Source organism: Cytobacillus kochii (genome assembly GCF_044790165.1).
Lineage (GTDB): Bacteria > Bacillota > Bacilli > Bacillales > Cytobacillaceae > Cytobacillus > Cytobacillus kochii.
In genome coordinates this window covers 3,446,058-3,461,089 of sequence record NZ_CP085254.1, presented here as the reverse complement: position 1 = coordinate 3,461,089, position 15,032 = coordinate 3,446,058, and the positions used below count along the sequence as shown (strand labels likewise).

General features: G+C 35.6%; 12 protein-coding genes. 9 read left to right on the top strand and 3 right to left on the bottom strand.

Annotated features, from left to right (window positions below):
- Window positions 1–122 precede the first annotated feature (122 nt).
- Window positions 123–764: a forespore capture DNA-binding protein RefZ gene (gene refZ, locus LG276_RS17630; protein WP_251162565.1), complete on the top strand. Its 642-nt coding sequence runs from the start codon at window positions 123–125 to the stop codon at window positions 762–764.
- Here the strand turns inward: refZ and hisJ are convergent.
- Window positions 750–1,556: a histidinol-phosphatase HisJ gene (gene hisJ, locus LG276_RS17625; RefSeq protein ID WP_251162566.1), complete on the bottom strand. Its 807-nt coding sequence runs from the start codon at window positions 1,554–1,556 to the stop codon at window positions 750–752. The genes refZ and hisJ overlap by 15 nt on opposite strands.
- 307 nt (window positions 1,557–1,863) lie before the next feature.
- Here hisJ and ezrA point away from each other — a divergent pair, with 307 nt between their 5' ends.
- Window positions 1,864–3,561: a septation ring formation regulator EzrA gene (ezrA, locus tag LG276_RS17620; RefSeq protein WP_224935747.1), complete on the top strand. Its 1,698-nt coding sequence runs from the start codon at window positions 1,864–1,866 to the stop codon at window positions 3,559–3,561.
- Between the two features lie 182 nt (window positions 3,562–3,743).
- On the opposite strand, the gene brnQ is transcribed toward ezrA, so the two are convergent.
- The gene (gene brnQ, locus LG276_RS17615) at window positions 3,744–5,087 is read right to left on the bottom strand and encodes a branched-chain amino acid transport system II carrier protein (protein WP_224935748.1); all 1,344 of its coding nucleotides are present in this window, start codon (window positions 5,085–5,087) and stop codon (window positions 3,744–3,746) included.
- Between the two features lie 380 nt (window positions 5,088–5,467).
- Between brnQ and LG276_RS17610 the strand changes: the two genes are divergently transcribed.
- The 3 genes from LG276_RS17610 (at window position 5,468) to LG276_RS17600 (ending at window position 8,133) form a co-directional block, all read left to right on the top strand.
- A complete protein-coding gene (locus LG276_RS17610; RefSeq protein WP_224935749.1) occupies window positions 5,468–6,610 on the top strand; it encodes a cysteine desulfurase family protein in 1,143 nt (380 codons plus the stop codon).
- Entirely contained in the window at window positions 6,610–7,815 is a 1,206-nt protein-coding gene (gene thiI / locus LG276_RS17605) for a tRNA uracil 4-sulfurtransferase ThiI (protein ID WP_224935750.1), read from the top strand. The genes LG276_RS17610 and thiI overlap by 1 nt, the downstream gene beginning before the upstream one ends.
- 117 nt (window positions 7,816–7,932) lie before the next feature.
- Window positions 7,933–8,133 carry an alpha/beta-type small acid-soluble spore protein gene (locus LG276_RS17600; protein ID WP_066191274.1) on the top strand — a complete coding sequence of 67 codons (201 nt, stop codon included), beginning with the start codon at window positions 7,933–7,935 and terminating at the stop codon, window positions 8,131–8,133.
- 53 nt (window positions 8,134–8,186) lie between these two features.
- Here the strand turns inward: LG276_RS17600 and LG276_RS17595 are convergent, their stop codons facing one another.
- Window positions 8,187–9,071 (bottom strand): LysR family transcriptional regulator, encoded by an 885-nt coding sequence (locus LG276_RS17595; protein WP_251162567.1) that lies wholly within the window; start codon window positions 9,069–9,071, stop codon window positions 8,187–8,189.
- A gap of 153 nt (window positions 9,072–9,224) precedes the next feature.
- Here LG276_RS17595 and hutG point away from each other — a divergent pair, with 153 nt between their 5' ends.
- The 4 genes from hutG (at window position 9,225) to LG276_RS17575 (ending at window position 14,988) form a co-directional block, all read left to right on the top strand.
- Window positions 9,225–10,193, top strand: a complete 969-nt coding sequence (gene hutG, locus LG276_RS17590; protein WP_251162568.1) for a formimidoylglutamase — start codon at window positions 9,225–9,227, stop codon at window positions 10,191–10,193.
- A complete protein-coding gene (gltS, locus tag LG276_RS17585; RefSeq protein ID WP_251162569.1) occupies window positions 10,190–11,395 on the top strand; it encodes a sodium/glutamate symporter in 1,206 nt (401 codons plus the stop codon). The genes hutG and gltS overlap by 4 nt, the downstream gene beginning before the upstream one ends.
- Before the next feature lie 304 nt (window positions 11,396–11,699).
- Window positions 11,700–13,286 (top strand): acyl-CoA synthetase MbcS, encoded by a 1,587-nt coding sequence (gene mbcS, locus LG276_RS17580; RefSeq protein ID WP_224935754.1) that lies wholly within the window; start codon window positions 11,700–11,702, stop codon window positions 13,284–13,286.
- 112 nt (window positions 13,287–13,398) lie between these two features.
- Window positions 13,399–14,988: an amidohydrolase gene (locus LG276_RS17575; RefSeq protein ID WP_251162570.1), complete on the top strand. Its 1,590-nt coding sequence runs from the start codon at window positions 13,399–13,401 to the stop codon at window positions 14,986–14,988.
- The last annotated feature ends 44 nt before the right edge of the window (window positions 14,989–15,032 follow it).

Sequence of the window (15,032 nt, the reverse complement as noted above, 5' to 3'; positions counted from 1 at the left end):
AAAGGGGAGACTTTGTCGACAATTAATAAAAGGAAAATCTCTTTTATGCAAGAATAGATTTATTATAACAAGAACAGCGGATATTTGAACAAAAATCTTGTTATAGGGAGGCGAAAGAGCGCATGAAAGAAAATGCTAAAGTGGCAATAATTGATGCAGCTATCTATCTCTTCAACCATAAAGGGTTTAATGGAACATCTGTTAGGGATATCGCCAGTAAAGCAAAAACAAATGTTGCTAATATATCCTATTATTTTGGTAATAAGAATGGGTTGCTAGAGCAATGTTTAACGGAATATTATGAAGCATATATTCAAGAAATTGAGAAAGGGTTTAATCTCTTAGACCGAGGATCGACACATTCCCTAAAGGCCGTTGCTGAAAATATCCTTTATTTCCAATTTGAAAATGTGCAATTAACGAGACTGATTATTAGAGAAATGTCGATCGATTCGCAAATGGTTCGAGAAATTATGTCCACTTATTTAACAAAGGAGAAGTATTATCTCAATAGAATCTTTGAACAAGGATTCAAGACGAAAGAATTCTACTTAAACACGACGGCGTATTTAATCCTACAATGGAAGAGTCTGCTTACTATGCCATTTCTTAATACTCATTACTTAACAGAAGTACTTTACCTTGTTCCTCATGAAACTTATTTTGTGGAGAAATATGTACGTGAGACTCATGCTTGGATTGATCATGTTGTTTGTAGGAAAGTGCCAAAAGAGCAGCAGGTGACATTATTAAATGTTTTGTAACTGGGAATTTAACTTATTCCAACCGCATCCCACAAGCTTTGCTTGATGAGCGTCGGAGCCGTATACAAGGGGAATGCCCATACTCATGGCTTTTTGTGCGACTGATGCCGGAGGATAACTTTCAAGACATAGCGGCTTAATGAGCCCAGCAGCATTATAGTCCAGTTCGTAGTGCTTATCTTTAACAGCATTCAAAATATCACTAAGTTCCTTTTCAAATTCCTGTTCAACGGGAAATTTTTTTTGGAATTTTTTAACTAAAGTAATATGTCCAATTCTAGTTGGTTTATACTGACCAAGGTCGCTTAAGATGGACTTTTGAACTGTACGAAAATAATGTTGATATACGGCATCGATAGATCCATATTCATTAATCATTTCTTGGAAGACATCAGGACTGTAATCTAAACAATGATAACCAGTTTCTCCTTTTAGGAAATGAACAGACAAGATGGCGTCATCGATACTTGGGCCGATTTCATTCAAAAATGCCGTTATTTCGTCTTCATACCCTTCAATATAATCCACTTCTAGTCCGATATGAATATTGAGTTCCTTTTTATATTGTTGTTTTAACTGCTCAACTTCATCTATATAATTGGCAATATCACCATTTTTCATTGCACTATCTTTGGCTGGTGCAGGATCAATAAAATGAGTGGGTAAAGGGGCATGCTCAGTAAAAGTGATATCAGTAAAGCCTTGCGCTATTGCTCTATTAATATAATGTTTCATTTGATCCTTTGTTCCATGAGGGCAATAAGGCGTATGAATATGACCATCTTTTTTCACGTGAAAGCTCCTTTTTATAGCGAAATAATTGTTATTTAGTGCGATATATGAGATAAATAAAAATAATCATTTATACGTGTAGATTTAACATTATTCGGTTATCTTTACAGGGAAATAGAAGTTTTACTGTCAATTTAAGATGTAAAAAGATTGATTATACGATTTTTGTCCAATTATTTCTATAAAATCTTAAAATAATAGTCAAAAAATGTCGTTTACATGGTATCATAAAAGCATTGAAATGAACAAGAAAATGATTTATTTAAAGTATATATTTGGTTCGGTAACAGAACAGGGGGCTTTACAGATGGGATATGTAATTGGTGTACTCATAGTTTTCATATGCATTTATTTTACAGGGTATTTTTTTAAGAAGAAATACTTCAAGGAAGTGGATCGACTAGAGACATGGAAGCTTGAAATTATGGATCGCCCTGTTTTGGATGAATTATCGAAGGTGAAGGCACTAAATATGACAGGTCAAACGGAAAAATTATTTGAAAAATGGCGAAGTGCTTGGGACGAAATCGTCACATCACAGCTTCCTGAGGTTGAAACGACATTATTTGATGCGGAAGAATACATAGATAAATATCGGTTCAATAAAGCTAAGGAAAGCTTAAATAAAATTGAAGCAGAATTGAACCTAGTAGAGGAACAAATCGACCAGATTTTAATAGAGCTAAAAGAGTTAGTGGGAAGTGAAGAAAAGAACCGCCTCGAAATGGAAGCGTTAAAAGATACATATCGCAATTATAAAAAACGATTACTAACACAACGTCATGCCTTTGGCAAGCCGGGGGAACAACTCGAAAACAGGTTAGGTGAAATGCATAATGAATTCGAGTTATTTACTCAAAAAACAAATGAAGGAAACTATCTTGAGGCAAGGGAAATCGTTCTCGCTTTAAATCAAAAGATGGAAGAAATGAACGATCATGTAGATCAAATTCCTGTATTATTAGTTGAGGTAAATACTAAATTGCCTAATCAGTTAGCAGAATTAAAGGATGGATTTGAGGAGATGAAGGAGCAAGGTTATCTACTCGAACACCTCCAAGTAGAAAAGAATATAAGTGAAATAGAAGAAGAAGTTAAAAAAATAATTGGGTTAGTTGAAGAGGTAAACGTGAAAGCTGCTTCTGAACTCCAAGATGAAATTAAGGAACGAATTGATAGTTTATATGAACAGCTAGAAAAGGAAGTAATGGCGAAACATTTCGTTTCTAAAGAAGAAAGCAAGGCGAAAGATCTCTTGATTGATAGCAGTGAAAGACATATGGATTTAATAGAAGAAATGCGAATGATTTCCGATACATATCATGTACCAGACACGGAAAGTGATACACAGGAAAGACTTCAGAAGCTATTAACTAATGCCATCAAAAGGTATGAAGTATTAGAAGATAAAATCAAGGAACAAAAAGTCCCTCATACAATTTTAAAAGAAGAATTGACAGCTGTAAAAGAAGAACTAGATATTATAAAAGAGGAACAAACTCGTTTTAGTGAAAAATTAGAAGCACTACGTAAAGACGAAATGGTAGCAAGGGAAAAAATTAATGATTTAAAAAAGCAGGTTAGTGACCTAGCTCGCTTAGTTTCAAAAAGTAATATTCCGGGGTTACCAGAAGAATATAAATTTGTAATGAAAGAAGCAAACGATCAGATTAAAGAGGTTATCTTACGACTTGAAGAAAAGCCACTAAATATTTCATCTGTTAACGATTATATGGAAATCGCCTTTATATCAGTAGAGAAAGCAGTTGAATATACGGAGGATATGATAGAGACATATTCGTTAACTGAGAAAGTCATTCAGTATGGTAATAGATATCGTAGTCGTCATCTAGGGTTAAAGGAAAAATTTACAAATGCTGAGCTTGCCTTTAGGAATTATGAATACAAAGCAGCGCTTGAACTGGCAGCAACCGCGATTGAAGAAGTTGAACCAGGAGCATTAGAGAAGATTAAGGATTGGATAAATGAAGAGGAAAAAAACTGATGTAGTTACATCAGTTTTTTTCGTTTGAATTCGCTTGCTATAGTTGTTTCATTCGGTTAATAAGTGATTTGCGACCTTAATTTAGTGCGACCGTCTGACCAAAAGCTCAAAAGAAATGAATAACATATAACAAAAAGCGAAGGCCCCTTTTCCTTCGCTTTTCTTAGTGACTATTTCTTTTTTTAATCTTCTTGAGTTTGTAACTGTTCTTTCGGGTTTGTATTGAAAGCGATAATAAAACCAACAATTGCACCAATGATAGCAGGTACAAGCCATCCAATACCTACACTAAATAACGGTAAGATAGAAAGTGTGTTATTTAGTCCTTCGCTTCCAAGACCAGCTGCATTTAATCCATCGATTATGCTAATTATTCCTGTTGGAATGAGCGCACAAATATAAACAATAGCTGCTCCTTTAAATACATTGTTTATTAGTGAGAGAAGAATAAGCACAATAGCTAATGGATAAAGGAATGTTAGCACTGGTACTGAGAAATTAATTAATTGTGTCAATCCGACATTTGCAATCGCCATACTAAAAATGGAGAATATAATAACGAACTTTTTATATGAAATACTTGGTACAATTTTATTAAAGTAAGTTGCGCAAGATGAGGTTAATCCCACAGATGTTGTTAAACAAGCGAAAATGATCGCAAATCCGAGAATATAACCGCCTGCAGAACCAAATAAAAATTGTGCAGCTACTGATAATAACGCACCACCATTTGGTTGTACACCTAATGTACTTGGAGATGTAGAACCAATATAAGCAAGTGATACATAAATAATAGCTAGACCAGCTGCGGCAATAAGTCCAGCGGCGATACAAATTTTTGTAATTGAAGCTTTTTTTGTAACACCAAAGCCTTTGATTGAACCGATAACGATAATACCAAATACTAGAGCAGCGATCGTATCCATTGTCAAGTACCCTTCAATAAATCCTTTAAAGAAGGCACTATCTACATAAGCGCCTGTTGGAGCTTGAGGGTCTCCTATTGGTGAGATAATCGCTTTTATTACAATTACAGCTAGAATAATTAATAGCAGTGGCGTTAGAATGTTACCGATTACATCTACAAGCTTACCTGGATTCATTGCTAATAAAGTCGTAAGCGCGAAGAAAACAATTGAGAATATTAAAAGTGGCCAAATTGAATTGGCAGCGTTTTCAGATAAAAACGGCAATATCCCAATCTCATAAGAAACTGTTCCTGTACGAGGAATGGCAAATAGTGGACCAATGACTAAATACATTACCACAGTAAAGATTAATCCATACAATGGGTGAACTCGGTTTGCCATTGTTTGTACATCACCAGATTTTGCAATGGCAATAACAGCAATGAGTGGTAGTCCGACACCAGTAATTAGGAAACCAATAATTGCTACCCATACAGAAGTACCAGCTTCTTGTCCCAAAAATGGTGGAAATATCATATTCCCTGCTCCGAAGAATAGAGCAAAGAGCATTAAACCTATTGAAAAGATTTGTTTGAACGAAAGTGTGTTATTATTCATACAATTTACCCCCTAAGTCGCTCGTCAATAGTCACTATAAAATTTTCAACAGAAACTATAGTACCATGGTTTTGACGAAATGTGTCGAATTATAAAAATGTTGTAATTTTGGGTATATTGAAATAACGGTGGCAAACTTTGAAAGGAATAGATTTTCGGAGTTTTTTTAAACCAATTATTTTCATTATAAATTAAAAACCCAAAATTATAAAGCAAAACCTGTATTAATACACAAAATTTTTTTTGATTGTGTATCGTAATAATTTGTTTTTACAAAATAGTAAAATTACATTTCGTCTTTATACAAATAACATTTCTATCTAAGCGAAAATTATGCTATGATTAAAAATTGCATAAGTGTTCTTCAAGGAGGAGCCGTAATGATTTATCTAGATAATAGTGCAACTACTCAACCATATAAAGAAGTAATTGATGCGTTTGTAAAAGTTTCTTCTACCTTTTTTGGTAATCCATCATCCCTCCATGGAGTTGGTGAGAAAGCTGAAAAACTATTGCAACAAGCGAGGAGACAGATAGCACAATTGCTTAAAGTAAAAGAAAAAGAATTACTGTTTACTTCAGGTGGTACGGAAGGTAATAATATGGCAATTAAAGGAATTGCTAAACAATATCAGCATCGTGGCAATCATTTAATTACAACAACCATTGAACACCCTTCTGTTATTGAGACAATGAAGCAGTTAGAAAAAGACGGATTTGAAGTGACCTATCTACCTGTAGATGGGGATGGAAGAATTTCTCTAGATGATTTACAAGTAGCTATAAAGGAAGAAACGATTCTTGTCTCTGTTATGCATGTCAATAATGAAATAGGTACCATTCAACCAATTAAAGCTATTGGAACTTTATTAAAAGAATATCCTAAGGTTTTCTTTCATGTCGATGCTGTTCAATCAGTAGGCAAAGTCCCACTTGAGTTATATGAATTTGGTATTGATGCTTGTACAATGTCAAGCCATAAATTTCATGGCCTAAAGGGTTCGGGTATTTTATATTTACGACAAGGAGTATCCTTAACGCCCCTTCTTGCAGGTGGTAACCAAGAAAGTGAATTAAGGAGCGGCACAGAAAATACAGGTGGAATTGTCGCGATGGCTAAAGCGTTGAGGATGACAAATGATTATTTCAACTCTAGCTCTAAACTTTCTCATTTAATGAATGAAATTAGAATAGCATTAAGTGAAATAGAAGATGTCATTATCCATACGCCAATAAAGGAGACAGCTCCACATATTCTTAATTTCTCTGTTAAAGGCTTTAAGTCAGAGGTTTTTGTTCATGCCTTAGAAGAGAATGATATTTATATTTCTACCACGAGTGCTTGTTCATCTAAACATGCTCAAGCGAGTAGTACATTACTTGCTATGGGTATAAAAGAAGAAATTGCCTTGAGTGCCGTTAGAGTGAGTTTAAGTTATCATACAACGGCTGATGAGGTAGAAAAGTTTATTCATGAAGTGAAAAACACTATATTTCAACTGAGAAAGGTAATGAAAGCTTAATGAAATACGATAGAATATTAATTCGTTATGGAGAAATTTCAACTAAAGGAAGAAATCGTAAGAATTTTATAGATAAATTAAGAAAAAGCGTAAAGAGAGTCCTACATGATTTTCCTGAAATCAAGGTCGAGGGGCAAAGAGATCGCATGTTTGTTCTGCTTAATGACCAACCACATGAAGAGATTATTGAGAGATTAAAGGGTGTCTTTGGTATCCAGTCTTTTAGTCCGGTTTTGAAGGTGGAAAAAGATTTAGATACAATGAAGGAAAAGGCATTACAATTAATTCAAAAGGTTTATCAAGAAGGCGATACGTTTAAAATCACAGCGAAAAGAGCAGATAAAAGTTTTGCATTAGATACGTTTGGTATTAACCAAGCATTTGGTGCACATATTTTAACAAATATGCCTTCTATCTCAGTTGATGTGAAAAAACCAAGTATAAACTTAGTCATTGAAGTGAGAAAAGAAGCAAGCTATATTTCATGTGAGAATATTAAAGGAGCTGTTGGCTTACCAGCTGGTTCAAGTGGGAAAGGTATGCTCATGTTATCTGGTGGGATTGATAGCCCTGTTGCAGGATATTTATCCATGAAAAGAGGAATTGAAGTCGAGGCTGTTCATTTTTATAGCCCTCCATTTACAAGTGAAAGATCAAAACAAAAAGTCATTGATCTTGCGGAAAAGCTTTCTCGAATTAATGGTGGCGTGGCGCTTCATATTGTTCCTTTTACTGAAATACAACAGCTGATACAGAAACAAATTCCTGATAACTATACAATGACAACGACAAGAAGGTTAATGCTTAGAATAACAGACGCGCTTCGAGAAAAATATCAAGGATTATCCATTATTACTGGTGAGAGTCTTGGGCAAGTTGCCAGTCAGACGATGGAAAGTATGTATGCTATTAATGAGGTGGTTAGCACACCCATTTTAAGACCTCTGATTATGATGGATAAAGCGGATATAATCGATATAGCCCAAACTATTGATACGCACGATATTTCTATTCGTCCATTTGAGGATTGTTGTACTGTATTTGTACCTTCTTCACCTAAAACGAAGCCGAAGCTTGAAAAGGTTCAACATTTTGAAAGCTATACAGACTTCGAGCCGTATATTCAAAAAGCAGTTGAAAATACCGAAAAACTTGTTATTATGCCGAATTCAAACATAGAAAAAGAGATGGAAGATCTTTTTTAAACGGTCTTTATTACAAAAAGATTACAAAAGGAAATATAAATGCAACAATTACCAAATATTTATTGCATAGTGCCATGTGATTCTACACATTCTATACTCACAAGGAGGTGAAATCACATGGCAAACAACAGCTCAAATAATCTTGTAGTACCTGGTGTACAACAAGCTCTTGATCAAATGAAATACGAAATCGCAACTGAATTTGGTGTAAACCTTGGTGGAGAAACTACTTCTCGTGCTAACGGTTCAGTTGGTGGAGAAATCACTAAACGTTTAGTTCAAATGGCTGAACAACAATTAGGTGGTTACCAAAAATAATTTAATATGATGGCTACAAAAGGGCGGAGTAATCACTTCGCCCTTTTTTATATTTAAAAAACTTCAAATTGACGTATTTTGCTTAAAAGTTTTTGAATGGCAGGCGTCATTGATCTGTCTTTCAAATAAGCAAGGTAAACAGTTCTATTAAGAAAAATAGAAGTGATTGGCAAGCCAATAATATGAGGTGTAGGATTATAATCTAAATAGCTTTTAGGCAAAATAGTCACGCCTAAACCTTCTTCAACCATTTTACAAGCAGTTTCTAAGCGCTCGATTTCATACTCAATTTTTGGATAAAGCTGTTCCTTCATAAAAGCTTGCAGCACATCTCCTCTCGTTTGGAACCCCTCACGGCTAATAATAAAAGCCTGATTAGCAATATCAGTGAGCTCTACAGAAGTTTTACGAGCAAGTGGGTGTGTTTCGTAAACTGCTAACATAAAAGGCTCATGATAAAGCGGGTGTGAAGTAATTAATTGATTATGCATAGGCTGATTGGTAATCGTAAAATGAACATCGCCTTCCAATATGGAAGAAATAACTTCTTTTTGGCCAAGTACTTCATTGAATTGAAAGTGTATATCAGGATAGGTATTTTTAAATTCCTTTATGACTTTGAATAGCCAAAACTTGGCAGATTCAATTATGCCTATATTAATATGACCATCACCGGTTTCGGCCATTTCTGCAACTTCTAGTTGGAAATGTTCGAATTGTCTTACTATATGTAGAGCTCTTTGATAAAAAACCTTTCCGATATCTGTCAAATAAATGCTTCTTGTATCTCGTTTAAATAGCTCCATCTTTAAATCATTTTCCAATTTCATAATGGCATTACTTAATGATGGCTGTGATATATGTAAAATTTGTGCTGCCTTAGAAAAACTCTGTTCATCAGCTACCGTAATAAAATACTTTAATTTCCTTATTTCCATTTTTTCACCTGCTTATAGTTAAAAGCTATAGATATATATATATTTGGTATTGGTCATTATAGCATAACTCTTTATATACTTTTTTTATACGAAACGTTTTAAATGAATCTAATCAAAAAGTTCAGAAATTTAATAAAAATGAGGGAGTTCGCAATGTACAGTCAAGGAAGGAAAGATCAATGGATAGGCAGAATAGACTCTTTAGAAGATCGGAAGAGTTTTAGATACCATCAGGTTATTAAAATGGAAAACCTTCTCACGCCGAGTGGTAAAACGCAAATATCTAGCTATGGACTTATAGGTTTCGAAAGTGAAGAAGGAGTAAGAAGAAACAACGGTAGACTAGGAGCGAAAGAGGGACCAAATGCCATAAAAAAAGCAGTTGCTAAATTACCTTTTCCATATGATGTTGATACCAATATTTATGATTTTGGTAATGTGGCTTGTGATAGTGAGCAGTTGGAAGAAGCACAAGTAGAATTAGGGGATTTTGTTAGCATAATTCTTAATAAAAAATCTACACCTATCATATTAGGCGGTGGTCATGAGACACTTTACGGTCATTATTTAGGTGTTAGGAAGTCGATAGGTAAACAAAAGAAACTAGGTATCATTAATATTGACGCACATTTTGATTTGCGATCATATGATGAAGCGCCGTCATCGGGTACGATGTTTAAACAAATATTAGATCAAGACGAAAATGCAAATTATTTATGCCTTGGTATACAAAAACAAGGGAACACTGCTTCTCTTTTCGAGACTGCCTCCAAACTGGGTGTAACCTATATTTTAGAAGAAACCATTCATGCGGAAGGTTTAAATCAAACAAAACAAGTAATAAATAATTTTATTAAAGAATGTGATGTGTGCTTGTTAACACTGTGCATGGATGCAGTTAATTCTGCCTACGCACCAGGTGTAAGTGCACCATCTCCATTTGGCTTAACTCCATTTGAGGTAAGGGAACTCGTTCGATTGGTTACAAATAATGATAAGACGATTTCATTTGATATATCCGAAGTTAATCCTTCATTAGACAGAGATGGACAAACAGCAGCAGTTGCAGCTCAATTAGTGAGTGAAGCAATCAGCGCATTTCACAGGAGGACAAAGAGATGAACATCACTTTAGATTCAATTTCAACATTGTTTCTTGCTGTTGCCCTTTTGTTAATCGGTAGCATATTAATAAAAAAGGTGACATGGTTAAATCGTTATTGTATACCTGCACCAGTTGTCGGCGGATTATTATTTGCTCTACTTATTTTAATTTTAAAACAAACAGGGCTAATGAACATTGAATTAGATACATCACTACAAAGCATTTTTATGCTTACCTTTTTTACAACGGTTGGTTTAGGGGCTAGTTTTAAATTAGTGAAGCTAGGTGGCAAGCTACTTATCTTCTACTGGATTGCCTGTGGCGTACTTGCCTTGTGTCAGAGTGCAATTGGTATTTCTCTAGCAACCGCTCTTGGTCTGGAACCGTTACTAGGTGTTATGATGGGGGCAGTTTCTATGGAAGGTGGACATGGTGCTGCAACGGCATTTGGCGGAACCATTGAGGAATTAGGAATAGAGTCTGCACTATCCACTGGATTAGCTGCTGCTACGTTTGGTTTAATAGCTGGTGGTTTAGTTGGGGGGCCGACAGTTAAGTATTTAATAAATAAATACAAATTAACACCTAAACAATCAAGTGATTCAGCCAGTGAAATTGCTCCAACATTAGAAGAGGAAAAAGATCATTCACCAACTTCTACTAATCATTTTATGGTTCAAGTTCTCATTATTACTTTTTGTATGACGGTTGGATCATTATTAGGAGAGTTATTCTCCGATGCAACAGGTTTTGTATTACCAAGCTATGTTGGCGCAATGTTTGTTGCTGTAATCGTAAGAAATATTGTCGATAAAGTAAATGGACGCATCATTGATATGAAATCAATCAATTTCATTGGTGATATTACATTAGGTATATTCCTCTCAATGGCGCTGATGAGCATTAAACTATGGGAAATTGCTGATCTTGCTCTTCCGATGCTATTCATTGTATTTATTCAAGTGGTCTTTATCGTATTGTTCTCTATCTTTGTTCTATTTAAGCTATTTGGAAAAGATTACGATGCTGCTGTAATGGTCGGTGGTTTTACAGGTCACGGTCTTGGGGCAACACCAAACGCGATGGCGAATATGTCTGCCATTACTGAGAAATATGGACCATCCCCAAAAGCGTTTTTAATTGTACCAATTGTAGGGGCTTTTCTTATAGATGTCTTTGCTATGCCGATTATCATTACGAGCATCAATTTATTATCTTAAACAAACATAATGTACGAAGAATCCGAGCAATTATTCCATTCAAGAGATGAGAATATAGCTCGGTCTTTTTGTATTTGATAAATTTAATTTAGATTCAGATATGGGTAATTAAGAGAATTTAAAAAAGAAAGATAGTGCTGAAAAGGAAAATATACCTATGTTTCAGAGAGGGGAAGTGAGTGTTTATTAACTAACTATTGAGATAGAGAAAGATAAATTATTTTAATTATTTAAATAATTTAGTATAATTATTAGTGACATCTTGAATTCCGCATAGATCTTGAGAAAAAGGAGAGATTTTTGGATGAAACGAGAGGATTTATTAGCACCCGAGGTTTATAACTTAGTCTCAGAGGTTGAGCACTATGCGCAAAATAGTGATAAACTGGCGATTCAATGGGAAGATGAGCAGGGGGAGAAAAAGGAAATTACATATAAGCAATTAATGAACAAAGCGAACAGAATTGGAAACGTTTTCGTGGATAAAGGCTTAGAAAAAGGCGATGTTGTTCTGGTAATCATCCCTCGTCTTGTAGAAGCTTATCAAACATATTTAGCTGCGCTTAAAGCAGGAATGGTTGTCATCCCTAGCTCAGAAATGTTAAAAACTAAAGACTTAAAATATCGTATTAATCATGGTGATGTCAAAGCAATTATTAGTTATGCACCTTATGTATCTGAATTCAACGAGATAAAAGAAGCGGAAAATCTTCCAAAATTCATTATTGGAGGAAAAGCGCAAGGGTGGATTTCTTTAGATGAAGAAATGGAAAGTGCAAATGAGTCGTTTAAAATAGTAGAAACGAAGAAAGATGATATGGCTTTTCTTTCGTATACTTCGGGAACAACTGGCAATCCAAAGGGTGTCGTTCATACCCATGGGTGGGCATTTGCTCATTTAAGAACTGCAGCTACACATTGGCTTGGTATTGAGGAAGGGGATACTGTATGGGCAACTGCAGGTCCAGGTTGGCAAAAATGGATATGGAGCCCATTTCTTTCCGTATTAGGATCAGGCGCAACAGGGTTTGTTTATAACGGAAAGTTTGAACCGAAAAAATATTTACAGCTCTTACAGGATTATGAAGTGAATGTGCTTTGCTGTACACCGACAGAATATCGTTTAATGGCAAAAGTAGACCGTATTGGTCAATATAATTTATCAAAGCTTCATAGTGCTGTTTCAGCAGGAGAACCTTTGAACCGAGAAGTTATTGATATTTTTGAAAAGCATTTTGGGCTTGAAGTAAGAGACGGTTATGGACAGACGGAAAATACATTGCTTGTAGGTGTCACAAAAGGTATGGGGTTAAGACCAGGTTCAATGGGAAAACCAACGCCAGGGAACAGAGTAGAGATCATTAATGAAGACGGCCAACCATGTTCAGTGGGTGAAGTAGGGGATATTGCTGTTCATGTTGATACGCCAGCACTATTTAAGAATTATTATAAAGATCCAGAAAGAACTTCCATGCAATTCCGTGGGGATTACTATATTACAGGAGATAAAGCTAAAATGGATAAAGATGGGTATTTCTGGTTTGAAGGACGAGGTGATGATATTATCATTAGCTCTGGTTATACCATTGGGCCATTTGAAGTTGAAGATGCCCTCGTGAAGCATCCATCCGTCAAAGAGTGTGCAGTTGTAGGTAGTCCAGATGAAGTAAGAGGTTTGATAGTTAAAGCCTTTATCGTTTTAAAAGACGACGTCGATGAAAATGATGCTAATTTAATTCCAAGTTTACAACATCATGTAAAAGAGCTCACGGCACCTTATAAATATCCACGAAAAATTGAATTTGTCAGCGATTTACCAAAAACAACTTCAGGAAAAATTATGAGAAGAGAGTTACGAAAACAAGAGGCTTCAAAAACGACAGCAAACTAAATATAAAAGACAGAAGAAAATAATAATCTTCTGTCTTTTTTATATGGAGTGATATAGAAGAATGTGCTTTTTTTGTTATACTGAAGAAAAATAATAAAAGGAGTCAAATGGAATGGGAACACTTTGGTTTGGCGGAAAAGTGTATACAATGCAAGCAGTAAATGATTATGTTGAAGCTGTTTTTACAAGAAAAGGGCGAATTATTGCAACAGGGAATGAAGCTGAGTTGAGACAGCTCTATCAGCATGAATTGACAAAATTAGTGGATTTAAAAGGTAGAGTAATGCTTCCAGGCTTTGTTGATAGTCATATGCACTTAATTGGTCATGGGGAAAAACTTATTCGCCTTGATTTATCGCAATTCACTTCAAAAGAAGCGAGCTTACAAGCTATAAAAGAATATAGTGAAGATGCCAACCCTGGGGAGTGGATTATTGGAGAGGGTTGGAATGAGAATCTCTGGGATGAAGCAGAACCTATCGTTGCTAGTGATATAGACAGATGGGTAAATGATCACCCTGTTATGCTTAAACGAGTGTGTAGGCATGCGATTAGTGTGAACACAATGGCAATGGCGCTTGCAGGCATTTCAAAAAAGACAGTCTGTCCCTCAGGTGGTGTAATTGAAAAAGATGAGGATGGACAACCGAATGGGTTATTAAAGGATCAAGCACAAGAACTGATTACAACTGTGATACCGTCAGTAACTGATGCTTATATGATGAAGGCTATGAATGCCGCTATTCGTGATGCACACCGATTAGGTCTTACAGGGGGACATACAGAAGACCTGAATTATTACGGTGGGTTTGAACAGACCTATCAAACTTTTAAAAAGGTGATAAAAGAGAGCAATCTTCCGTTTAGAGCGCACTTACTCGTTCATCACGAGGTGGTCGATGAACAGCAAGCGAAGGTGGTTTCTCCTCATCCATTTATTGAATTTGGTGCGATGAAAATATTTGCAGATGGAGCACTTGGCGGAAGAACTGCCTTATTAAGTCATCCATATGCAGATGATAAGGAAACAAGTGGAGTAGCGATATTTACGCAAGAAGAACTAAATAACTTAGTAGAGAAAGCTCGTTCGTATTCTATGCCTGTTGCCATACATGCGATTGGCGATCAAGCATTCGAAATGGCCTTAACTGCAATAGAGGCACATCCACAACATACTAAAGATAGAGATCGAATCATCCATGCGCAAATATTAACGGAGGAACTGATTGAGCGAGCGAAAAAACAACCATTAGTTCTTGATATTCAACCGAGCTTTGTTTCATCTGACTTTCCTTGGGTAATTGAACGAGTTGGAGAAGCGTATATGAAATGGTGTTATGCTTGGCGTACACTCATGCAAGAGGGTGTAATATGTGCAGGTGGATCGGATGCACCTATTGAACCACTAAGCCCTTTGCTAGGTATACATGCAGCAGTTACTAGAACAAATGTGAATGATCCGAATGAAACCGTTTATGATATTAACCAAACACTTTCACCTTTTGAGGCGGTATGGTTATACACGAGAGGAAGTGCTTATGCATGTAGTCATGAGCATGAACGTGGGATGATTGTAGAGGGGTTTGTAGCGGATTTTACGATTTTAAAAGAAGATATCTTTAACATTCCTGTGCAAGAAATTCCCAACGTCTCTATAGAAATGACTGTGGTGGCAGAGGAAATTGTTTATACAAAAAGTTGAAAAACTATTGTCTATTCCATTCTTTTAGGCGTATAATACATTTT